Raw genomic sequence first — 21,048 nt, 5'->3', positions numbered from 1 at the left:
GACTATTGAGGTTATCTCTCTGCCTCAATAGTCAAAGAATTTCTATCAAACTAACCGGATACCCATCAACACAGCACTACATAAGATCAGGAATAATGTGGCATATTGTAGTGCTTTGTCAGACAAATGCTTTATCAAATACCTGGCAAAAGGGATAGCCAGCAAAGAACCAATAAACAGTACCAACGCCAGTTTCCAATCCGTATGCCCTCCATAGGCATAAGCAAAAGCAGATGAGCCGGATAACATCATCGTGATAAAAAGGGAAACACCAACCGCTTGTTTAATACTCATTTGCCCATAGCGTAATAATAGTGGCAATACCACTATGCCACCACCAACTCCTGTCGCCCCAAGCACCAACCCAGCCCCCGTACCAGGCAGCAAAAAAGGCTTAATCAACTCAGATTGTAATTGTGGTTGCGTTTGGTTCATGTGTAACTGTGGCTGACGTATTCGGCAGTAAAAAAGATAAAGGGAAAACAAGATAGCCAATAAAACCAGTAAATTAATTCCCCATTCAAATTGTACTCGATTATGGCTTAAATGACTCAGCATAGTGACGCCATAACTGGCGAATACCGTACCGGGTATCATAATCAGCAGAATAATCAAAGATTGGCGTAAGGGAATATTTCCCATGCGAAAGTGTATATAAGAAGATGATATTTTCATCAACATTGAAAGAAAATTAGCCGTCGCGACAGAAGCTAGTGCATCTAATCCAAAAAAATAGGTCAGGATCGGCAAAACTATCACTCCACCACCAACACCGGTAGTACTGATAATCAAACCAACAATCGCCCCAATCGCAAGTTCAGGGATCACTAACATCATTTTGTTCCCAGCTGATATCTAATCAAAGATCATTTTCTTACCAAGTTTCAGCAAGCATTGCTTATAATATGACAAAAATAAATATCATATTCAAAAATAGAATATATCTCTCAGTTTGGTACTAAGGCCAAACGACAAGGAAACACGATTCTTTCAAGTCGCAGCTTTATTGGCTGCAACTTTGCAATTGAAAGTAAAGAAGATGAAAATATAGGGGATTAGTTGCTGAAATTTATATTTCTAACGATCTGTATTTTATCTTGATCATTGGTTTTAATGGGGAGGGTGTATTGTCCCAAAATCGAACAATTCACTGAGTTCAATCTGTAATCCATTTGCTATCACATTAATAATTTCCAAGGTAGGGTTCCTGACACCACGTTCAATACCACTGACATAAGTGCGATCCAGTCCACACTTATCGGCAAAAGCCTCCTGTGACATCCCAGCCTCTCTCCTGAGATACCTAATTCTTTGACCAAAAAGGGATCTGATGTTGTTCGATTTTTTCATCCGATAAGTATCGATTCATGTTACTTATCCGACCACGGACTATGAGTCACGTTTCAGCTAGAGTTATGCTATGATGTGTGACTTATAGTCTACTGAATACTCACTCACTTTTTAATTGAAAAGATGATTGATAACTGGAGAGCTTAAGGATGGAAAAAAAAGACTGGCATTCTGCTGACATCATCGCTGAATTGAAAAAACGCGGGACAACACTGTCAGAAGTATCGCGAGCAGCAGGACTGGCGTCATCAACTCTTGCCAATGCATTGCAACGACACTGGCCAAAAGGCGAGCGTCTTATTGCAACAGCGCTGGGACGCACGCCAGAAGAAATATGGCCTTCGCGTTATGAAAAGAAATAATCATAAGCCCAGCACTACGCTGGGTTTATTTATAAGTAATCAGCTCGCCAACTTTAAGCCAATAATGCCAATCACAATCAGGCCAAGGCTCAATATCCGAGTGAAATTTGCAGATTCCCCTAGCACCATGATGCCGAAAATCGCCGTACCTACCGCGCCAATACCTGTCCACACTGCATAGGCAGTTCCTGCCGGTAGATTTTTCATGGCATAGGCCAGTAACCCCATACTGACCACCATCGCGCTGATCGTAATTAAACTCGGCACCAAGCGTGAAAAACCGTGGGTATATTTTAGGCCTACCGCCCACACTACTTCTAATAAACCAGCAATAAGAAGGATCAACCAAGACATATTTTGCCCTTTATATGAGACAAGTGGGGCCGTCCCCGATGAAATGACGTTGATCCAGGTCGTCCAGGATAACGATAAGAAATGAAATTGGATTATAGCTATCCGATCTGATAGCTTGCAATGATAATAACCAAGGAGTTATAACAAAAAAAACACAGCCTCTGGACGAAGAGGCTGCGGTTTTTTTAGAATAGCAAACGCGATTATTTCACGCGAGAAACGTATTCGCCAGAACGAGTGTCAACTTTGATCACTTCGCCAATCTGTACAAACAGAGGGACTTTAACGACAGCACCGGTGCTCAAGGTTGCAGGTTTACCGCCAGTACCCGCAGTATCACCTTTCAGACCTGGATCAGTATCAACGATTTCCAGTTCAACAAAGTTTGGTGGAGTTACAGCGATAGGACGGCCATCCCACAGAGTCAGAATACATTCTGCCTGATCGATCAGCCATTTTGCATTGTCACCAACGGCTTTCTCATCCGCAGCCAACTGCTCGAAAGTTTCGTTGTTCATGAAATGCCAGAATTCACCGTCGTTGTACAAATAAGTCAGGTTGACATCCATGACATCTGCACTTTCAACAGAATCTGTTGATTTAAAAGTTTTTTCTAGCAGTTTACCAGAGATCAGTTTACGAATACGAACACGGGCGAATGCCTGTCCTTTACCTGGTTTAACAAATTCACTGTCAAGAATAGCGCACGGCTCGCCATCTAACATGATTTTAAGACCTGAACGGAATTCATTGGTACTATAAGTAGCCATGGAGATCCTCTAATTTTTAACAAAATGGCTTAGCCAAAAAATGGCACACATTATAAACCATATTCACCCCGTCAGAGAAGTCTGGCTACAACAACTCGCGGATGTTATTACTGATCCCAATGAGTTGTTGCAACTATTATCCTTAAATACACACACGAAGCTGCAAGAAGGCAATGAAGCAAAGCGCTTATTTCCTCTGCGTGTGCCAAGAGCATTTGTAACACGGATGAAAAAGGGCGATCCCCGTGATCCTCTTCTATTACAAGTCCTGACCTTACGGGAAGAGTTTACAATATCCCCTGGTTTCTCCACCGATCCGTTGGATGAACAACGCAGTGTTGTTCCAGGTCTATTGCATAAATATCACAATCGAGCCTTGCTATTGGTCAAAGGGGGCTGCGCGGTTAATTGTCGCTATTGTTTTCGTCGTCATTTCCCTTACGGAGACAATAAAGGCAATAAAAACAATTGGCTGCTTGCTCTGGATTATATTGAACAACACCCTGAACTTGACGAGATTATCTTCTCTGGTGGTGATCCGCTAATGGCTAAGGATCATGAACTGGATTGGTTAATCAGCCGCCTTGAGTCAATTCCACACATTAAGCGATTACGTATCCATACGCGTTTGCCGGTTGTGATCCCTGATCGAATCACGCTTTCACTGTGTAATCGTTTAGAACAAACTCGTTTGCAGGTGATCATGGTGACCCATATCAACCATGCAAATGAAATTGATGATGCGTTCCGCACAAGTATGATGCGACTAAAACAAGCTGGAGTGACACTGCTGAATCAAAGTGTGATGTTACGTGATGTCAATAATAATACAGATACTTTGGCTGATTTAAGTAATGCACTCTTTGACGCAGGCATATTACCTTACTACATTCACGTGCTGGATAAAGTTCAAGGTGCCGCACATTTTCTCGTGGACGATGACGAGGCAAAAACTATCATGCGAGAATTATTGACTAAAGTATCCGGTTATCTGGTTCCGAGTCTGACCAGGGAAATTGGTGGAGAACCAAGCAAAACCCCGCTGGATTTAGGGCTAGCACAAAACTAGTGATAGTTCCTATGCCAATCGATAACTGATTAGGTTAATTCCATCATTATTGAGTTCTTCTAAATGGGCAGCGCACAGAAACTGAATGTATACGCAAATCTTGCTGTTTCGAAACATTCTTTCTTGGCATTGCCCAAACCACTTTCTCACTAGCCCCATCTATTAATACCTAAGGGCACTTATAGACCTGGCCAACCATTTTGCTATCGAGGGGGACAAAACTTGCCAGTAATCCCTCTGATGGACTATTTATCCCATAAATAACATTACCGCCCATTTCAGCCGCTTTATTACGTAAGTCATTGGCTGCACTGCGCATAGAACTGCTCTCATTACTAACGCCATTGAGCCAGTTGCTTTGAGTACCAGTCACTTCACCTAGCCGCTGGCATTCACTTCCTGGTTGGGTATCCGCAAAACGCACATTAGCACCAGCGGAGGTTAATTGATGAGTTGTGGTGCACCCTGCCAACAGTAATACTGACGCACCAAACAAAATTTTAATTCGCATAACTTCCCTCATTAGTTATAGGAACAATAAAAAGGCGAGCAAGTTTTCCCTGCTCGCCTTTAAAGGCTTATCCTAACGGATGGGCAATGCCATCATCAGGATGAACAGCACTACATCATGCCGCCCATTCCACCCATGCCGCCCATGCCACCAGCAGCACCTAAGTCAGCTTTGTCATCTTTAGGTAGTTCAGTCACCATTGCTTCGGTAGTGATCATCAAACCAGCGATAGAAGCTGCGAATTGCAGTGCAGAACGGGTTACTTTAGTTGGATCCAAAATACCCATTTCGATCATATCGCCGTACTGTTCAGTTGCAGCGTTATAACCGTAGTTGTCCTTACCTGCTTTCACGTTGTTTACAACAACAGAAGGTTCTTCACCTGCGTTTTCTACGATCTGACGCATTGGTGCTTCCATTGCACGCAGTGCAACGCGAATACCGACGTTCTGATCTTCGTTGTCACCAGTCAGGTCAGTGATCGCGCTGGCAACACGAACCAGAGCAACACCGCCACCAGCAACAACACCTTCTTCTACAGCCGCACGAGTTGCGTGCAATGCATCATCAACGCGAGCGCGTTTTTCTTTCATTTCAACTTCAGTTGCTGCACCTACTTTGATTACAGCAACACCGCCTGCCAGTTTAGCAACACGCTCTTGCAGTTTTTCACGGTCATAATCAGAAGTAGATTCTTCGATTTGCTGACGGATCTGAGTAACACGTGCAGCAATTGCGCTTTCTTCACCTACACCATCAATGATAGTTGTAGTGTCTTTGTTGATAACAACACGTTTTGCTTGGCCCAGATCTTCCAGAGTCGCTTTTTCCAGCTCCAGACCAATCTCTTCAGAGATAACAGTACCGTTGGTCAGGGTAGCGATATCTTGCAACATTGCTTTACGGCGATCACCGAAGCCAGGTGCTTTAACCGCAGCAACTTTCACGATACCACGCATGTTGTTAACAACCAGAGTTGCCAATGCTTCGCCTTCAACATCTTCAGCGATAATCATCAAAGGCTTGCTTGCCTTAGCGACGCCTTCCAGAACTGGCAGTAGTTCACGGATGTTGGAAATTTTCTTATCAACCAGCAGGATGTATGGGTTTTCCAGTTCAACAGAACCCGATTCTGGTTTGTTGATGAAATAAGGAGACAGGTAACCACGGTCGAACTGCATACCTTCAACAACATCCAGCTCATCTTCCAGGCCAGTACCTTCTTCAACGGTGATTACACCTTCTTTACCGACTTTGTCCATCGCTTCTGCGATCAGTTTACCTACGGTTTCGTCGGAGTTTGCAGAGATAGTACCAACCTGTGCAATAGCAGTGGAATCAGAGCAAGGTACGGACAGTTTTTTCAGCTCATTAACAGCGGAAATAACTGCTTTATCGATACCGCGTTTCAAATCCATTGGGTTCATGCCAGCAGCAACAGCTTTCAGACCTTCGGTGACGATAGCTTGAGCCAATACGGTTGCTGTGGTGGTACCATCACCGGCCGCATCATTAGCTTTAGAAGCGACTTCTTTAACCATCTGAGCACCCATGTTCTCGAATTTGTCTTCCAATTCGATTTCACGTGCTACAGATACACCGTCTTTAGTGATGACAGGTGCACCGAAAGATTTATCCAAAACTACATTACGGCCTTTAGGACCCAAGGTCACTTTAACTGCATCAGCCAGTACATTCACACCGCGTAGCATTTTGCTGCGAGCATCATTACCAAATTTTACGTCTTTAGCTGCCATTGTGTCTTTCCTTTAAATTCGTTCAATTAAGAAGATCTAAGCGTAAATAAGATTCTCAATTACGCTTCAACAATTGCCAGAATGTCGCTTTCAGACATGATCAATACTTCTTCATTATCGATCTTTTCTGTTTTAACGCCGTAACCTTCATTAAAAATAACGGTATCACCCACTTTTACGTCCAGCGCCTTCACTTCCCCATTTTCGAGGATGCGACCATTGCCGACTGCCAAAACTTTTCCACGGGTAGATTTGCCCGCAGCAGAGCCCGTCAAAACAATACCGCCAGCGGATTTTGATTCAACTTCTGTACGCTTAATGATAACGCGGTCATGTAATGGACGAATTTTCATTGATAGATCTCCTATAAATAAAGTCCATATCAGGTAAGAGGATTGATACCAGAACCCAGCATAACCAGTAAGAACCGGTATCATGAAGCTACAAATTGGGGCTTGAGATCATGACTTCAAGGGTGAGTAACAAAAATATTTTACTTTTTTCTTACTCACTGAAATCTCAGCCAACACAGCGGCAATCATTTTTTATTGCACTCACTGCCAGACTCACCATAATGCTTTTGCTCTGCGGATTTTTGGTCATCCGATATACGGGAAGCGCCATCTTGCCTGCGCTCATATTCGCCCTCAAAAGTCTGCCCGCTCTGACCATAACCGCCATTATGATTACCGTTATTACCGGAACCATAAAAAGTATTCGGGCGGTAAAACTTAATATGAGGCAATAACTTCGCTGTCAGCAGTTTCTGTACGGGAGACAATAACAACAGTAATCCGAGAAAATCGGTGAAAAAACCAGGCAATATCAGCAAAAATCCAGCCATGACCAAAGAAACACTTTTTACCGCCTCTTCCGCAGGACTCTCACCGACTGTAAGTTTTTGCTGCATAGAGATAAAATTCTTGATGCCTTGATTACGCACAAGGGATACACCAAGACAAGACGTAAGAATAACCAATAACAGAGTCAACAAGACCCCAACTTCAGAGGCAATCCGAACAAACAGGACAGACTCGATGTAAACCAGAAGGCATATAAGGATAAGCGGGAGCCAACGCACGTGGTTCTCCTTTCATTATTATTGAGGATTAGATCACATAATATGGTGTTAGATAACACATGTGGGGATAATCGTGATCATTTTCAATACTTCGAACTCTTAACTTTTTCTCTCCGTAATCGTGACCTCAGTCACACATATGGTATTCCATTAATAAAATAGCACTATAAAGTGATCCAGGTTCAAGGCATTTCTTACAAATCCACATATGATCGCGCCAGCAATTTCATGATAAGTGTCTAATATCAGGGAAATTGTTATCGGCAACATTATTTTTCAACAAACACGTAATAGAACAGTCAAAAAACGTATCCAATTTTAAGAAGGTTCTCATGTCAAACAACATTCGTATCGAAGAAGACCTGTTAGGTAAACGAGAAGTTCCTGCTGAAGCCTACTACGGTATTCACACTCTGCGTGCGATTGAAAACTTTTATATCAGTGACCGTACCATCAACAATGTGCCTGAATTCATCCGTGGCATGGTGATGGTGAAAAAAGCCGCGGCACTGGCAAACAAAGAACTCCATACTATTCCTGGAAAAGTGGCAGATATCATTGTCAAAGCCTGTGATGAAGTTCTCATTAAAAGCAAATGTATGGATCAATTCCCTGTTGATGTCTTTCAGGGGGGGGCCGGTACCTCACTGAACATGAACACTAATGAGGTGTTGGCAAATATCGGCCTGGAGTTGATGGGACATCAAAAAGGCGAATATGAGTACCTGAATCCAAATGATCACCTGAACAGAAGCCAATCAACCAATGACGCTTACCCTACAGGCTTCCGTATTGCTGTTTATAACTCCTTGATGCACTTAATTGATTCCATCGAATTGCTGAAAGAGGGCTTCGACAAAAAAAGTGTTGAATTCGACGACATCCTGAAAATGGGCCGTACCCAACTACAAGATGCGGTCCCAATGACACTGGGTCAAGAATTCCGTGCTTTTTCCGTGCTGTTGAAAGAAGAGATCAAAAACATCACTCGCACGGCAGAGCTGCTGCTGGAAGTGAACCTTGGCGCGACTGCTATCGGTACTGGCCTGAATACTGCACCAGGTTACCAAAAACTGGTAGTTGAAAAATTGGCCGAAGTCACAGGATTACCTTGCCAACCAGCGGAAGATTTGATAGAAGCTACCTCTGACTGTGGAGCTTACGTTATGGTTCACAGCGCGTTGAAGCGTCTGGCGGTTAAGATGTCCAAGATTTGTAATGACTTGCGTCTACTCTCTTCCGGCCCTCGTGCTGGCCTGAATGAAATCAACCTACCAGAATTGCAGGCAGGTTCCTCCATCATGCCAGCGAAAGTTAATCCCGTTGTGCCAGAAGTTGTTAACCAGGTTTGCTTCAAAGTCATCGGTAACGATACTTGTGTCACGATGGCAGCAGAAGCCGGTCAGTTACAGCTTAACGTAATGGAACCTGCGATTGGTCAGGCTATGTTTGAATCTATATCTATCCTGAGCAATGCATGCCGTAATTTGGTTGAAAAATGTATCAACGGTATTACTGCCAATAAAGAAGTCTGTGAAAGTTTCGTATTCAACTCCATCGGGATCGTGACTTATCTGAACCCATTTATTGGTCACCACAATGGTGATATCGTGGGCAAGATCTGTGCTGAAACGGGCAAAAGCGTCCGTGAAGTCGTGCTTGAGCGTGGTTTACTGACCGAAACTGAATTAGATGATATTTTCTCCGTTGAGAACCTAAAACATCCAACTTATAAAGCAAAACGTTTTGATGACTAATTAATGATTATAATAACAAGTTCGTCTTAATTATTAAGGCACGCTATTCCAACCGGAAGCGTGCCTTTTTAATTTTCCGCAAACACAAACTATTAACCATAGATTTTCATAATACTAAATAAATGAAGGAGTATTTAACATGTTAGCCGTAGAATTAGCTATCGTTCTGCTGGCCATTTTTTTGGGAGCACGACTAGGGGGAATTGGTATTGGCTTTGCTGGTGGGCTTGGTGTTCTCATCCTCGCCGCCATCGGTGTTAAACCAGGGAGTATTCCATTTGATGTTATTTCAATTATCATGGCCGTCATTGCTGCGATATCAGCCATGCAAGTGGCTGGGGGATTAGATTATCTCGTTCAGCAAACTGAAAAATTACTGCGTAAGAATCCCAAATACATCACAATCCTTGCACCGATCGTCACTTATTTTCTGACGCTATTTGCAGGTACGGGGAATATCTCACTGGCAACATTGCCTGTTATTACAGAGGTTGCCAAAGAGCAGGGCATAAAACCATGCCGTCCACTCTCTACTGCTGTTGTTGCTGCCCAGATAGGGATCACTGCTTCGCCTATTTCTGCGGCGGTGGTTTATATGGCATCGATTATGGAAGGGCAAGGCATCAGCTATATCCACCTGTTAATGGTATTACTGCCTTCAACATTTTGTGCCATCATCCTCATGTCATTCATTATTTCATGGCTTTTTGATGCCAAACTGTCGAATGATCCTGTTTACCAAAAACGCCTTGAAGATGGCTTGATAGAAATGCGTGGTGCCAGCCAGATTCAAATCAAACCCAAAGCAAAATGCTCTGTTCTGTTGTTCCTGCTAGGTGTCGTGAGTGTTGTTATTTATGCGATTATCAATAGCCCAAGTGTCGGTCTGGTTGAAAAACCCCTGATGAACACCACAAATGCGATTTTGATCATCATGCTCAGTATCGCTACTCTCACCACCATTATTTGCTCCGTCGATACCGATGCCATCCTGAACTCAAGCACTTTCAAAGCAGGCATGAGCGCATGTATCTGTATCTTAGGGGTTGCATGGCTGGGGGATACTTTTGTACAGGCCAATCTCGATTGGATCAAAGAAACTGCGGGCAGTTTGATTCATGCCCAACCGTGGCTGCTGGCAATCATTTTCTTCTTCTGTTCAGCCTTGCTCTATTCACAAGCAGCAACGGCTAAGGCGTTGATGCCAATGGCTCTGGCACTGAATGTCACTCCATTAACAGCAATTGCTTCGTTCTCGGCGGTGTCGGGTCTGTTTATTCTGCCAACTTATCCAACATTGGTTGCCGCCGTACAGATGGATGATACCGGAACCACTCGTATCGGGCGTTTTGTCTTCAATCATCCATTCTTTATTCCGGGAACCCTTGCCGTTGTATTGGCGGTCACATTCGGTTTCCTGTTTGGCGGTATTATCTTGTAACTTTACAATTTCGATTGTTTGACATCGTTATTTCAGGGGCCTGCCAGCCCCTGAAACTTCCTTCCTTGCCTATCTTTTCCTGTCAAAAATCCAGTATTGTCTTAATATTGAACAAGTGACTTTCTGCTATGAGCATCATCAGTTATAGTGCAGATTCTAATAAATTTCCCAAATCAAACTTACGATACAGGCAGGCTAAAGATTATCTTATGATGAAACGTATTCTGATGTTGTTTCTATTGTTCAGTGGTATCGCTCTGTCTCCTGACAAAGCTAACGCACTGTTTGAGCAACCGGGGAAAAGTCTCTACCTTCCTGCTGATCAGGCATTCATGTTTGATTTTCAGCAACAAGGAAATAAACTCACGTTGAACTGGGATATTAAACCCGGTTATTACCTTTATCGAAAACAATTCAACATCATTCCTAATCAAGAAACATCATTGGGTAAAATTACATACGCTAAAGGTGTAGATCATGAAGATGAGTTTTTTGGCAAAACAGAAGTCTATTTTCAATCGGCACAGATTGATATTCCCATTCTGTCTGCCACCAACGACGGCTCTCTCCAGGTCACATATCAAGGATGTGCAGAAGCGGGTTATTGTTATCCGCCTGAGACCCTAAACGTACCATTGCAAGCCGTGGCTGCCTCCACCCTATCAGGCAATGAAACCGCGACACCAACTAACATAGCGACAAATAAAGAAGACAGCTCCTTACAAGCACCTCTGCAACAGGAAGATATACCATCCGAGTCCCATGATGTGCCATTTTCGCCACTCTGGGCGTTATTAATTGGCATTGGTATTGCTTTTACTCCCTGCATACTGCCCATGTATCCGCTGATTTCCAGTATTATTTTGGGCCAAAAACGTCCTGAAAGCCTAAAACGGATCTTTTGGCTTGCCATGAGTTACGTTCAGGGAATGGCGCTCACTTATACAATACTTGGTTTAGTCGTCGCGGCGGCTGGCTTGCAATTTCAGGCGGCCCTGCAAAATCCTTACATTCTCGTAGGGCTGTCAGTGCTGTTTATTTTGCTCGCCTTATCAATGTTTGAGCTATATACATTACAACTTCCTTCTTCACTCCAAACTCGCCTCGTGGATTGGAGCAACCAACAGCAAAGCGGCTCTTACATTGGCGTATTTGTGATGGGAGCTTTAGCCGGATTAATCGCCTCTCCCTGCACTACCGCACCACTCAGTGCTATTTTGCTTTATATCGCCCAAAGCGGTAATACATTGGTCGGTGGCTTAACCTTATACCTCTACGCCTTGGGAATGGGCTTACCGCTTATCGCCGTCACACTATTTGGTCACAAACTCCTGCCACGCAGCGGCCCGTGGATGCAATACGTCAAGGAAGCTTTCGGATTCATTATATTGGCCCTGCCAGTCTTCCTACTGGAACGCGTACTTGGTGACACATGGGGCATAAGATTATGGAGCCTATTGGCATTTTCTTTCCTTGGTTGGGCATTCGCATTAACCTTAAACAGCAAAAACGGCTGGGTACGAACTTTACAAATCATCTTGCTGGCTTTGGCGCTTATCGCTTCACGTCCTTTGCAAGATTGGGTATGGGGAAGCCCTGCGGCAGAGCAGCAAAAAGCCACTTTAAAATTTCAACAAGTCTCTGATTGGCAAGAGTTGAGTCAAATTCTGGCTGAAAATCATCATCGACCGATTATGTTGGACCTCTATGCTGACTGGTGTATAGCCTGCAAGGAGTTTGAAAAATATACTTTCAGTGATCCACAAGTACAGGCACAATTAAGCCAATTTCTCTTGTTACAGGCAGATGTCACAGATAACGCCCCAAAACAAAAAGAATTGTTGCAAAAACTGCAAGTGCTGGGACTTCCCACTATCTTATTTTTCGATAAGGGAAAAGAGCTAACCGATGAGAGGGTCAATGGATTCATGGACGCTCAGCGTTTTAACCAGCATGTACAGCAATTACAACATCTACAACAAAAATAATCTGGAAGGAGAGCCACCGTGCAACGTGAATATGTACTTAGTCATGTCCTGAACTTATTGGAGCAACATGGCCTGTCAGCGACACTCGAGACACTTTTAAACCCTATCGATATTGATATCAGCCATATAAAACATTTTTGGCCTGATCGTGAAGCCTTACTCTACGACTGCCTGCGCCATCACAGCCAGCAAATTGAAATCTGGCAGCGTCAAACCCTGTTAAATGAAGCCTTAAGCCCTGAGCAAAAATTACTGGCACGCTACGACGCTCTTAAGGAAAAAGTACAGGAACAGCATTATCCAGGTTGCCTGTTTATTGCTGCTTGCAACGCTTTTCCTGATGTTGACCATCCAATCCACCAATTAGCAGAATTACAAAAACAAAACTCTTTCCATTACACGGAAGAATTATTACAACAACTTGATATTGACGACAGTAAGCAAGTCGCCCAACAGATGGAACTTATTCTTGAGGGGTGTCTCAGTAAGCTATTGGTGAAAAGAGACCTTGAAGATGTGATCACTGCGAAAATTCTGGCTCAAGATATTCTAACCATCGCAAAATGCCGAAAAAATGGGGCGTTAAGTTAATAAAAAACGGCATTAGCTGAATAACCACACTGAGGCGGTATAAAAATAAAGCAATCAATCAATTTTTATGGTTTTTTCGCAGAAAGTGTTTGACGGATTGGGCTGAATACGGTTTAATGCGCCCCGTTAGCCCGGATAGCTCAGTCGGTAGAGCAGGGGATTGAAAATCCCCGTGTCGGTGGTTCGATTCCGCCTCCGGGCACCAAGTTTCCATGCGGGTTTGTCGTAGATTGTTAAATTCCCTGACAAAAGCGCGAAAAAGAATCAATCGTTAATTAAATGTTAAAGCCTAATCAGTTCAATTTGTACTGTTTAGTCGATAAGAACATTTAAGACAAGATAACAGGGTGGCTGTTTTATCAGTTGCCCTTTTCTTGTTTAAGGTAATGATTTCAGTAATTGATTCTGATGTCAAGTCAGGTGAAAACTTCACGACGGGATACCGGATCAGCATGAACGCTTTTTTCCATCCCATCACTGTTGATGCAGGGCAGCTCACGCTATCTCCTCCTTAATCCATCCTGCGATCTGCCCTGATTTTTTTAATCCGCTTTATTCCTTCTCACCGGCAGGCTCATCAGAACGATCGGTGTACAATCCCAGCTCCCGCTCCAGTGTTTTCCCCGTCACTTCCATATCGAGATCAATGTACTCCATCGTGGTCGCGACATTACGATGCCCCAGTAATCTTTTCACCAACGGCAGGTTCCGATCCGGCGCTTTCATCAGCGTCGTGGCCACGGTATGGCGAAAACGGTGAGGCGAGACGGCAAAATCACACTCCCTGGACAGCCGACGAAAGAAAGAACGGAGCTGTTGTTTTTCCCGATTGATATCATATTGGTAACGGGAAAGCCGGCTGGGGTGCGGCACACTTAACCGGCTGAGATCGAAAATTGGATCGTGGCCTTCAGCACCGGCAGCCATCGCCCTTGCCACGAGTTGTGCCAGCCAGGGTTTGAGTTGCGGAATAATCGGTATCTCCCATTCACTGTGGTTTTTACTGCCTTCCAGCCCCAGTTCAATATAATTGCTTTCCAGGTTAATATCCCGCAGCCGCAGGTGCAGTAACTGGTTCTGGCGCATTCCCGTAAAGCGCAATGTCGCCAGCACGGTTGACCAATACCAGGTTGGGTACAGCGCACACCGCCCTCCCCGTGGCATCACGTCGGTTCTTTCTTCTTCCGCAAACTTCCCCATCAACAGGTTAATACGGGTTATCTGCGGCTGACTCAAAATCTTCTTCTTTTTCTTCTCTTTTTTAACCACGGCGTGGTTAAACGGGTTTTCGGTGTGGGGCAGCAATTTTTGCGCCATACCGAAATTAAAAATCGCCCGCAGGTGGGCTACCTTATTGTTCCAGGTATGGCTCGACTGCTTTTTTTCCACCAGAAGATGGCGCCGCCACCGCAACACATCCCGATGAGTGATCTGCGCCGGTGATGCCGCTTCCCCCATAAACCGGATAAAACCCCGTGTGACCTTACGATAACTCCATGCGGTATCCGGTCGCAGGATATGTGAAAAAAAGTACTCTTCTAATAGCGCTTCCCAACTGTGGGCTTCTGCTGTGTGCAACATATTATTTTTTCCTCGGCTCATCCTGCCGTTTCCTGTCCAAAAACAATTCGCGGCAATAAAATAAAAATAACTGTTTGAATTATTTATCTTTAAATGATGAACGCTGGTGACTGTCAGGGGCAATACTTTCTTTCTCCCGTTTTGACCGTTTGGTCAGTTTTGAGGCGGGGGGGTGACTTTTTCCCTGATTTTGCGGCGAAGATCCATCAGGTGACTGAAATAAGGATAATAATGTCAGGGTATCATCAGACACGGATAGCGGCGGGGTTGTGATTTCACTGACAGGCGGCGTGGGTATCGTTTCCGGTACCGGATTATATTCGGAAGAGCACACCGCCTCCTTCGCCGGAGATGGAGAAACTCCCTGTTTTCCCCGCAAAGGGGAATGAACCTGCCCGGCAGCGTCCTGAAGCAATGTATCTATCAGCGGAACAGTGGAGGGACACCCATTGAGATGCTGCATCAGACAATGCCAGACTGCCGGTACACTCACCAGCCACATCATGGCTTTTTCTGGTAACAAACAGGCAGCCAGCAACACTTCCTGCGGAACCGACGGTATGTTCTCCGGTGCGCGAAAACGGAAACGAAACGGTTTATCGGGGATACCCATGCCCGGTTGCCAGACATGCCCGTCTTCCAGTTCTCCTTCGAGCTGCCGCAATAACGGCAGGTGGTAAAACAACGCCGCCCAGAACACCACCGCCTGCCACAACAGGCTCTGTGCCGCCTGCGTTTCGGGTGCCGCCCCCGGTGGTAACAGATGCCCTTTCGCCAGCCGCACGGCACAGGTGGTAAATTGCAGCGTCAGGTCGGCAAATCCCCCTGCCCCTGACCAGTCACCTTCCGACGTAGCGGGTACTTGCTGGACACTGCCCAGTAATTGCTTCACCGGTGCAAGATAGAAACGCTGATACAGCCCTTCCGGCAAGGCACTGTTTTGCCATAATTGCTGAAGACACTGGCGGCGCAGGGGCGTTGCCAGTAACTCGTCAGCCGATTGCGGCCGGAAATAGCCCTGGCTGTCACGAATAGCGGCCGGTTGTTGTTCGGGGGATTTTTGCGGTGTGGCAGACTGGCGGGCAAAATGCGATTTAAAACGTTCAAACATAGTTTTTCCTCTTTCGGTTCAAATTGGGTTCAGTGTCGGTGGATCACAATCGGAAACAAGGAGAAACTCTTTTTGCGGAAATGAAAATTAAACTGACCCGATTCATCCATGGATTCATTTACCGGGTCACTTTAATTCTAATTATAAATCAATGCATTAATACTACTCAAAAGTAAGAAAGCGCCCCGAAAGGCGCATGAGAACAATAGAATAGATACTGAGAAAAATTCAGGCTGCCTGTGGCTGTTGATGCTCCCGTAAACGGTTCGACCAGTTACCCAGATAATGTGCCGGTGTATAGCGGGTTCGCTGACTGCCGCCATCATGCAGGGCATTGCCAATGGTGACCGCGGCCGGAATGCCGGTCAGGGCAAGCTGGATGTAGGCCATCACCGCGGCCAGCGGATCAATATCAATCGCTGATACCCACAGACTGCATAACGGATCATGCCCCTGCGCTCTCAAGACGTCGGCAGCGGCCAGCGTCATACAACCCGCCCCACAGGCCGGCTCGTACAGGGTGATAAAGGGTTTCTCCTGCAAGCGTGCAGAGACATCCTGCAACTGCATCTCCGCCATCATTCTGGCCACGCACCAGGGGGTAAGAAACTGATTAAGTTCTTTATTACCTAAATCAAGCGCCATAAACACACTGCCCAGAAAATCACCGGGTTCCTGCGCCAGCCCCAGCACGGTACAGGAAAAAAGTTCTACAATCCGGTCAACATCCTCCCGTTCGTACTTATTGATGGTTTTCAGGTAATACTGCTCCAGCTCCTCACAATAATGGTATTTATTGTGAATGGCGGTCATTGCACTATTGCAAAAATCCTGAAAAACCTGATAACGACGGTGGTCACGTGCCGTCTGGTTAAACAGTGCGATAAATGCTTTTTGGTGATTCAGTTGTGATGACATCACGTGTTTTCCTTGCAAAAAATAACGGGAAAACACATCCCGAAAAGGGAAAATGTTTCCCCTTTCGGTTGAAGTGAAGATAAAAAATAAATTAATGATGGGTTAAATAACGCGTTACTGCCCAACGGCAATGGCCGGCACGGGCAGGTTCACCGCCCGTTTGTCATCGTTGACCAGATAAAGCGCAGGCCGGTTCTCCCGTCCTGACAGCCCGTTGCCACTGTCCACATGCTCGCCCTGGTCATAGCAATCGTAACCTTTGAGGCTTCCTGACGGTTCGCTGTACCAGTGGCGGATTTCACAGTCAAACACCGATGACAGCTCGCCCATCAGTTCGGCCGAAGGGGGTGCCCAGGGGGAATCAAAGCGCACGGTCAGGCTGCTGACATGCCGGCGCTCCCAGCGGACATGGTGACCCAACGGCCATTCCATACCGTATTGCGCGTCGTAAAACTGCGCCGGAGTCGCGATGCCTTTGAGCAAGCCACTGTTGCCGTTAATCTCAGTGGCAAGGCAGGTCGGCATTATCATCAGCATATCGCAGGGCTGCGCCGATCCCGGGTAAGTGTTCAGCTTATCCCAGCACGCGCCGATATCGATAGTTTCAGACCAGCCCACCATGCCAAACCAGTCGGTATACTGGCGGGTCAGGAGACGGGTGATAATGTCACGCGCCGGTGCCGGTACATTGTCCCAGCGCACCAGGCTGAGACAGGACTGGCGGTACAGGTTATCGGTCCGTTTAATGTTGTCACTGTTTAACGGCACATTATCCTGCAACAACTTAAGCCACTGTTCAAAAGCCAGGTTCTGTGCCGTCGGCGCCGCCGTGCCGCACACCAGTGCCGGGTAAGGCGCATAGGTTTGCGGTTTAGTCGGTTTCAGTATCCCCGCACAGCCGGCCAGAAACAGCCGCAGGCTTTGCTGTACCGCCTGGCGGTAACGGGGGGGTTCTTCCCCGCAGACCCATTGCTGCATTACGTCAATACACACCGACTTACCGGTGATGTCCAGTTGATTAGTATACCATTCTGCCATGGTCAGGTTCCTCATTGGATGAATCAGCATAAACCGGAGGAACCGCGCCATCAGGGCACCGCTCCCCCGATGGGTGATTGAAAAATAGGTTATTTGGGCTGTGACCCTGTGTCCTGACTGAGCAGCGTTTCGGTAATACCGCTGTCGAAAATCGCCCTCAGTTCATCATGAATACCCAGATACGGTGTACTGCTCTGGATACCCTGCGCATTCAGCCGGGTTAAATCGTATTTATCCACCAACGCATTGATGGCTTCAAAGGGCTGGACGCCACTGGCCATCAGTTCAGCCACGGTGTCAGCATCACACAGGGCCGTATCATTCAGGTTCAGGCCAAAATGCCGTTTCAGCAGCGTGCCGGCAATCACCTGCCAGACGGTTAAACGTAAAGGTGCCATAGTAATATCTCACACGTTAAATACTGACTGTCGTGCTGTGCCGGAGAATATCCTGCACTTCACGGCACTGTTGATAACGGGGCGAAACCCCATGCAGCGACAGTAAGTGCGCCTCATGCCACAATGCCCGAGCGGCCGGGATATTCTGCCAGCTCTGCTCAAATACCGCCGACTGACACAATTGCTGTTGCCGTTGTGCCAGTGACAGGCGCTCTGAGGCCAGCGTCACCGGCTGTGCCCAGACAATTTCGTCATAAAACCGGCCACCGAGCACCTTTCTGTCCCCGGCGTCATAAATCATGACGGTCAGCGGAAAAAACACACATGCCGCCTGACCGGATGGAGTCTCCGGCACCGGCCAGTCCCCCAGTAAATGGATAACCTTCAGCCGCTGCACCACTTCCATAACCGAGAAAGCTTCGCACACCGTCAGGGTTTCCGCCCGCAGAGACGGGGGCATTTGTGGGGGTTGCATCAGGCCGGTGACCTGGGCAGTAAAAATATCTTCACGTAAGGCCGGGTTGGTTTCAGCCGGCACGGGCAGAAAAATCGGGTTCATCGGTATTTCCTTGATTGAATGTCAAATAAAGAAAACACCCGCCCGATGCCGGGAAGGTGTTTTCAGCTCCCTGGTCAGGCGCTTAAGAAAAGAGCAGGGTTAACAGCGACATAGGCCGATAACCTCAATGATGATGATGATTTTGATTTTCGATTAATGACGGGCTGATAAAGTCCTCGTGGAGTCTCAATGTCATGACTGACTCTATCAGGCCATTTTCCGGATGTTGCTTCGCATATTCCTGCAATTCGCGAAACCGACAGGCATCCGCATTCAGCTCATTCAGCGCGGCGATACGGGCAAGCACGATTGACGTCACCGCCAGCCCGAAGGCATCGGCTGAGAGTGTCACCGTTAACTGCGTGTCCGACAGGTACACCGGATAGTTTTTCGCGGATGTCGGCACCATATAGGCCAGCGACTCAGACACCTGTCGGCCTGTCCATTGCTCAGACGGGTAATCCCGGCATAACGTTGAGGCAGTATTGACAATCAGAAATCCCAGAAACAACCGCTCCAGCGATTTTTTGCCGGGAAATGCCGCGGACAGCGCGAGACTGTCCAGCATGATAAGGTCACCTTCTTGCATGATGTTCTCCTGTAAATAAAAAAGACGGAGAACACCCTGCCCGATGGGAAAGGAATTCCCCGTCGGGTGACTGGCATTGTGCCAGGGTAGATTAAATTATCGCCATGCCCCTGCTAAACTTAAAGCCGCCCGGATACACGGGGCCTGGGGGTGTTGCAGCGCATATTCCCGCAAATCACACAACCGTTCAGCGATTTCATCCTGCTTTACCAGTGCCGTCAGATAGCCCAGTACCGTCAGGGTGACCATCAGCCCGAACGTATCTGCTGACACCTCGCTGTTAAAGTCAGTGGTCTCGATTTTGACCCCATACGTGTCAGCACGGGTCGGCACGGCATAGGCAATTTTGTCGGACACTTTCCGGCACTGCCAGGTATCACACCGGTAATCCTCACACAGCGTAACCGCCGCTTTAATGACCGAGTGTTCCAGCAGCCTCAATTCCAGTGGGCTACTTCGCGGAAAGACGTCCGCAAAAGGGGACAATTCAGACGCCGGTACAGCATGCACCGTTGTCCTGGTTTCGTTTTGTTGCATGGTGGACTCCTTTAAAATAACGGAGAACACCTTGCCCGACGGGAAGCATGTTCCCCGTCCGGGTTGACTGGCTGGGTTGCCAGCGTGGATTAAATAACCTTCATCATCAACAAAGATGATATCTGCTTCCAAAGGTGGGCAGATGTACCACACAGTGTGTACTCTCTTGCAGGCTACGGGAGTGTGGGTGTCGCTGCCCGAAGGTGATCCTCACAAGCGACCGGATCATTGATAAGTCTGGCTACGCTAATCAATGAACATATTAAGATCAATGGGTAATTCATTTTCTGATACTGAAAATAATGTCAGAAACGGGATGATCTTATTCACCCTCAATATTCTGGTAATACACCTGCCGGATATAGCGCCCACGCCCATCGCCATGCCCCAAATCCATCGAGACCAGGGCCTGTGCTTCCTGCTCGCTGAAGCCCTGCGCGGTATAATGTTCACCAGATTGCTGGGCAAAATGGTAGCGCATACTGTGTGGGGCTTTCTTGCCGCTCAGGCCTGCCCTTCTGACAATATACCGATAGCGATCTATGGCCTGGGTGATAGTGGGCTTATCAATCAATTTGCCGCTACGCCCGGCCTGCTCGCGTTCCGCATAAGCAATCGCGTGTTGCAGGGCTTCCCGATCCAATATGACCGTTTGTCTTGGACGTCCGCCTTTGGTGCCGAACACCACCCGCACAGAGGTATGCCCGTTTTCCAGCGCTTTTTTCCAGGTCGCTAACGATTTATAGGCTTCGATCGCTTCTTTGGTGCGCAGCCCCAGTACATAAGCCAGTTGCATTACCGCTGCCACGCGCCGGTCTTTTTGTTCCACCTGCTGAAAAATTTCCCGGAACGCGACCGGTGTCAACGCCGTTTTCGTTCCCTTGCGGCTCGTCTCAGCGATACCCAATGCCCGGTTACTCAGGCGGGCATTATCGGGATCAGCCAGCTTGTGCTTTCCCGCCTGCGCTAAAATGGCCCGCAGCACCGACATTTCATTTTGCAATGTCCGGTGATTAATATGGTGAGCTTTCCGTTCAGCGATGTAGCGCTCAATATATTTCACCTTCAGGCTATCCATTTGCCGGAGTTTGATGCCATTGTTTTTTAAATAATCAAGGAAATACCGGGCAATCCGCTCACGATCAGCCACTGTCACAAAACTTCCGCCCGCCTGTCGGGCATGAGTAATAAAGGCTTTTCTGAACTGCTCAACCTTTGAACGTGTCGATCCCTGCGCCATTCTCGCCTCTCCTGCTGCTTTGCTTGTGTTTTATTCATTTTTTGAG

At 46.7% G+C, this 21,048-nt stretch carries 24 protein-coding genes and 1 tRNA gene; 8 read left to right on the top strand and 17 right to left on the bottom strand.

Going from position 1 to position 21,048, the window contains the following annotated elements; translation table 11 throughout:
• Window positions 1–45: 45 nt before the first annotated feature.
• Window positions 46–834, bottom strand: coding sequence for a sulfite exporter TauE/SafE family protein (locus Xets_RS16630; protein WP_099133250.1), 789 nt, complete (start codon window positions 832–834; stop codon window positions 46–48).
• A gap of 276 nt (window positions 835–1,110) precedes the next feature.
• Complete coding sequence (locus Xets_RS16625; RefSeq protein WP_311062235.1) at window positions 1,111–1,281, bottom strand: helix-turn-helix domain-containing protein; 171 nt, start codon at window positions 1,279–1,281, stop codon at window positions 1,111–1,113.
• A 218-nt stretch (window positions 1,282–1,499) separates the two neighbouring features.
• On the opposite strand from Xets_RS16625, the gene Xets_RS16620 reads away from it, so the two are divergent.
• On the top strand, window positions 1,500–1,712 hold the full coding sequence (locus Xets_RS16620; RefSeq protein WP_099133151.1) for a helix-turn-helix transcriptional regulator: 213 nt from the start codon (window positions 1,500–1,502) through the stop codon (window positions 1,710–1,712).
• 39 nt (window positions 1,713–1,751) lie between these two features.
• Here Xets_RS16620 and sugE read toward each other — a convergent pair whose 3' ends face one another.
• Both sugE and efp read right to left on the bottom strand, forming a co-directional pair.
• Window positions 1,752–2,066 (bottom strand): quaternary ammonium compound efflux SMR transporter SugE, encoded by a 315-nt coding sequence (gene sugE, locus Xets_RS16615; RefSeq protein ID WP_099133150.1) that lies wholly within the window; start codon window positions 2,064–2,066, stop codon window positions 1,752–1,754.
• 203 nt (window positions 2,067–2,269) lie between these two features.
• The gene (gene efp, locus Xets_RS16610; protein WP_099133149.1) at window positions 2,270–2,836 is read right to left on the bottom strand and encodes an elongation factor P; all 567 of its coding nucleotides are present in this window, start codon (window positions 2,834–2,836) and stop codon (window positions 2,270–2,272) included.
• A 40-nt stretch (window positions 2,837–2,876) separates the two neighbouring features.
• Between efp and epmB the strand changes: the two genes are divergently transcribed.
• Entirely contained in the window at window positions 2,877–3,905 is a 1,029-nt protein-coding gene (epmB, locus tag Xets_RS16605; protein WP_187652150.1) for an EF-P beta-lysylation protein EpmB, read from the top strand.
• A 169-nt stretch (window positions 3,906–4,074) separates the two neighbouring features.
• On the opposite strand, the gene Xets_RS16600 is transcribed toward epmB, so the two are convergent.
• The 4 genes from Xets_RS16600 to Xets_RS16585 all read right to left on the bottom strand — a co-directional run bounded on the left by Xets_RS16600 (window position 4,075) and on the right by Xets_RS16585 (window position 7,254).
• The gene (locus tag Xets_RS16600) at window positions 4,075–4,416 is read right to left on the bottom strand and encodes a DUF4156 domain-containing protein (RefSeq protein WP_187652149.1); all 342 of its coding nucleotides are present in this window, start codon (window positions 4,414–4,416) and stop codon (window positions 4,075–4,077) included.
• A gap of 110 nt (window positions 4,417–4,526) precedes the next feature.
• The gene (gene groL, locus Xets_RS16595; RefSeq protein ID WP_099133146.1) at window positions 4,527–6,173 is read right to left on the bottom strand and encodes a chaperonin GroEL; all 1,647 of its coding nucleotides are present in this window, start codon (window positions 6,171–6,173) and stop codon (window positions 4,527–4,529) included.
• A gap of 59 nt (window positions 6,174–6,232) precedes the next feature.
• Window positions 6,233–6,526 carry a co-chaperone GroES gene (locus Xets_RS16590; protein WP_074020370.1) on the bottom strand — a complete coding sequence of 98 codons (294 nt, stop codon included), beginning with the start codon at window positions 6,524–6,526 and terminating at the stop codon, window positions 6,233–6,235.
• 185 nt (window positions 6,527–6,711) lie between these two features.
• Window positions 6,712–7,254 carry an FxsA family protein gene (locus Xets_RS16585; protein WP_099133145.1) on the bottom strand — a complete coding sequence of 181 codons (543 nt, stop codon included), beginning with the start codon at window positions 7,252–7,254 and terminating at the stop codon, window positions 6,712–6,714.
• Window positions 7,255–7,586: 332 nt separating this feature from the next.
• Here Xets_RS16585 and aspA point away from each other — a divergent pair, with 332 nt between their 5' ends.
• From aspA to Xets_RS16555, 6 genes are all read left to right on the top strand, one after another.
• On the top strand, window positions 7,587–9,011 hold the full coding sequence (gene aspA, locus Xets_RS16580; RefSeq protein WP_187652148.1) for an aspartate ammonia-lyase: 1,425 nt from the start codon (window positions 7,587–7,589) through the stop codon (window positions 9,009–9,011).
• Window positions 9,012–9,150: 139 nt separating this feature from the next.
• Window positions 9,151–10,452 (top strand): anaerobic C4-dicarboxylate transporter, encoded by a 1,302-nt coding sequence (locus tag Xets_RS16575; protein ID WP_099133143.1) that lies wholly within the window; start codon window positions 9,151–9,153, stop codon window positions 10,450–10,452.
• Between the two features lie 209 nt (window positions 10,453–10,661).
• A complete protein-coding gene (locus Xets_RS16570) occupies window positions 10,662–12,440 on the top strand; it encodes a protein-disulfide reductase DsbD (protein WP_099133248.1) in 1,779 nt (592 codons plus the stop codon).
• Window positions 12,441–12,458: 18 nt separating this feature from the next.
• The gene (locus tag Xets_RS16565) at window positions 12,459–13,031 is read left to right on the top strand and encodes a transcriptional regulator (RefSeq protein WP_099133142.1); all 573 of its coding nucleotides are present in this window, start codon (window positions 12,459–12,461) and stop codon (window positions 13,029–13,031) included.
• A gap of 129 nt (window positions 13,032–13,160) precedes the next feature.
• A tRNA-Phe gene (locus Xets_RS16560) sits at window positions 13,161–13,236 on the top strand.
• A gap of 142 nt (window positions 13,237–13,378) precedes the next feature.
• Window positions 13,379–13,546, top strand: a complete 168-nt coding sequence (locus Xets_RS16555; protein WP_167383256.1) for a hypothetical protein — start codon at window positions 13,379–13,381, stop codon at window positions 13,544–13,546.
• Window positions 13,547–13,583: 37 nt separating this feature from the next.
• Here the strand turns inward: Xets_RS16555 and Xets_RS16550 are convergent, their stop codons facing one another.
• From Xets_RS16550 to Xets_RS16510, 9 genes are all read right to left on the bottom strand, one after another.
• Window positions 13,584–14,612 carry a site-specific integrase gene (locus Xets_RS16550; RefSeq protein ID WP_187652199.1) on the bottom strand — a complete coding sequence of 343 codons (1,029 nt, stop codon included), beginning with the start codon at window positions 14,610–14,612 and terminating at the stop codon, window positions 13,584–13,586.
• A gap of 79 nt (window positions 14,613–14,691) precedes the next feature.
• The gene (locus Xets_RS16545; protein ID WP_099130989.1) at window positions 14,692–15,723 is read right to left on the bottom strand and encodes a TraI domain-containing protein; all 1,032 of its coding nucleotides are present in this window, start codon (window positions 15,721–15,723) and stop codon (window positions 14,692–14,694) included.
• 228 nt (window positions 15,724–15,951) lie between these two features.
• Window positions 15,952–16,641 carry an N-6 DNA methylase gene (locus tag Xets_RS16540; RefSeq protein WP_187652147.1) on the bottom strand — a complete coding sequence of 230 codons (690 nt, stop codon included), beginning with the start codon at window positions 16,639–16,641 and terminating at the stop codon, window positions 15,952–15,954.
• A gap of 114 nt (window positions 16,642–16,755) precedes the next feature.
• Window positions 16,756–17,679 (bottom strand): DUF1281 domain-containing protein, encoded by a 924-nt coding sequence (locus Xets_RS16535; RefSeq protein ID WP_187652146.1) that lies wholly within the window; start codon window positions 17,677–17,679, stop codon window positions 16,756–16,758.
• 89 nt (window positions 17,680–17,768) lie between these two features.
• On the bottom strand, window positions 17,769–18,077 hold the full coding sequence (locus Xets_RS16530; protein ID WP_074025093.1) for a TA system toxin CbtA family protein: 309 nt from the start codon (window positions 18,075–18,077) through the stop codon (window positions 17,769–17,771).
• Window positions 18,078–18,093: 16 nt separating this feature from the next.
• Window positions 18,094–18,636, bottom strand: a complete 543-nt coding sequence (locus Xets_RS16525) for a hypothetical protein (protein ID WP_187652145.1) — start codon at window positions 18,634–18,636, stop codon at window positions 18,094–18,096.
• 124 nt (window positions 18,637–18,760) lie between these two features.
• Complete coding sequence (locus Xets_RS16520; RefSeq protein ID WP_187652144.1) at window positions 18,761–19,225, bottom strand: antirestriction protein; 465 nt, start codon at window positions 19,223–19,225, stop codon at window positions 18,761–18,763.
• 96 nt (window positions 19,226–19,321) lie between these two features.
• Window positions 19,322–19,762, bottom strand: a complete 441-nt coding sequence (locus tag Xets_RS16515) for an antirestriction protein (RefSeq protein WP_074025092.1) — start codon at window positions 19,760–19,762, stop codon at window positions 19,322–19,324.
• Between the two features lie 322 nt (window positions 19,763–20,084).
• Window positions 20,085–21,002, bottom strand: coding sequence for an integrase domain-containing protein (locus Xets_RS16510; protein ID WP_187652143.1), 918 nt, complete (start codon window positions 21,000–21,002; stop codon window positions 20,085–20,087).
• Window positions 21,003–21,048 lie beyond the last annotated feature (46 nt).

The organism is Xenorhabdus sp. TS4 (genome assembly GCF_014467265.1).
In the GTDB taxonomy this organism is placed as follows: Bacteria; Pseudomonadota; Gammaproteobacteria; order Enterobacterales; family Enterobacteriaceae; genus Xenorhabdus; species Xenorhabdus ehlersii.
The sequence above is the reverse complement of the archived record's forward strand: the minus strand, read 5'-3'. Positions and strand labels throughout refer to the sequence as shown.

Coding starts and splice junctions, on each gene's coding strand:
- Xets_RS16630 (WP_099133250.1), bottom strand. CDS start 834: ATGTTAGTGATCCCTGAACTTGCGATTGGGGCGATTGTTGGTTTGATT.
- Xets_RS16625 (WP_311062235.1), bottom strand. CDS start 1,281: ATGTCACAGGAGGCTTTTGCCGATAAGTGTGGACTGGATCGCACTTAT.
- Xets_RS16620 (WP_099133151.1), top strand. CDS start 1,500: ATGGAAAAAAAAGACTGGCATTCTGCTGACATCATCGCTGAATTGAAA.
- sugE (WP_099133150.1), bottom strand. CDS start 2,066: ATGTCTTGGTTGATCCTTCTTATTGCTGGTTTATTAGAAGTAGTGTGG.
- efp (WP_099133149.1), bottom strand. CDS start 2,836: ATGGCTACTTATAGTACCAATGAATTCCGTTCAGGTCTTAAAATCATG.
- epmB (WP_187652150.1), top strand. CDS start 2,877: ATGGCACACATTATAAACCATATTCACCCCGTCAGAGAAGTCTGGCTA.
- Xets_RS16600 (WP_187652149.1), bottom strand. CDS start 4,416: ATGCGAATTAAAATTTTGTTTGGTGCGTCAGTATTACTGTTGGCAGGG.
- groL (WP_099133146.1), bottom strand. CDS start 6,173: ATGGCAGCTAAAGACGTAAAATTTGGTAATGATGCTCGCAGCAAAATG.
- Xets_RS16590 (WP_074020370.1), bottom strand. CDS start 6,526: ATGAAAATTCGTCCATTACATGACCGCGTTATCATTAAGCGTACAGAA.
- aspA (WP_187652148.1), top strand. CDS start 7,587: ATGTCAAACAACATTCGTATCGAAGAAGACCTGTTAGGTAAACGAGAA.
- Xets_RS16575 (WP_099133143.1), top strand. CDS start 9,151: ATGTTAGCCGTAGAATTAGCTATCGTTCTGCTGGCCATTTTTTTGGGA.
- Xets_RS16570 (WP_099133248.1), top strand. CDS start 10,662: ATGATGAAACGTATTCTGATGTTGTTTCTATTGTTCAGTGGTATCGCT.
- Xets_RS16550 (WP_187652199.1), bottom strand. CDS start 14,612: ATGTTGCACACAGCAGAAGCCCACAGTTGGGAAGCGCTATTAGAAGAG.
- Xets_RS16545 (WP_099130989.1), bottom strand. CDS start 15,723: ATGTTTGAACGTTTTAAATCGCATTTTGCCCGCCAGTCTGCCACACCG.
- Xets_RS16540 (WP_187652147.1), bottom strand. CDS start 16,641: ATGTCATCACAACTGAATCACCAAAAAGCATTTATCGCACTGTTTAAC.
- Xets_RS16535 (WP_187652146.1), bottom strand. CDS start 17,679: ATGGCAGAATGGTATACTAATCAACTGGACATCACCGGTAAGTCGGTG.
- Xets_RS16530 (WP_074025093.1), bottom strand. CDS start 18,077: ATGGCACCTTTACGTTTAACCGTCTGGCAGGTGATTGCCGGCACGCTG.
- Xets_RS16525 (WP_187652145.1), bottom strand. CDS start 18,636: ATGAACCCGATTTTTCTGCCCGTGCCGGCTGAAACCAACCCGGCCTTA.
- Xets_RS16520 (WP_187652144.1), bottom strand. CDS start 19,225: ATGCAAGAAGGTGACCTTATCATGCTGGACAGTCTCGCGCTGTCCGCG.
- Xets_RS16515 (WP_074025092.1), bottom strand. CDS start 19,762: ATGCAACAAAACGAAACCAGGACAACGGTGCATGCTGTACCGGCGTCT.
- Xets_RS16510 (WP_187652143.1), bottom strand. CDS start 21,002: ATGGCGCAGGGATCGACACGTTCAAAGGTTGAGCAGTTCAGAAAAGCC.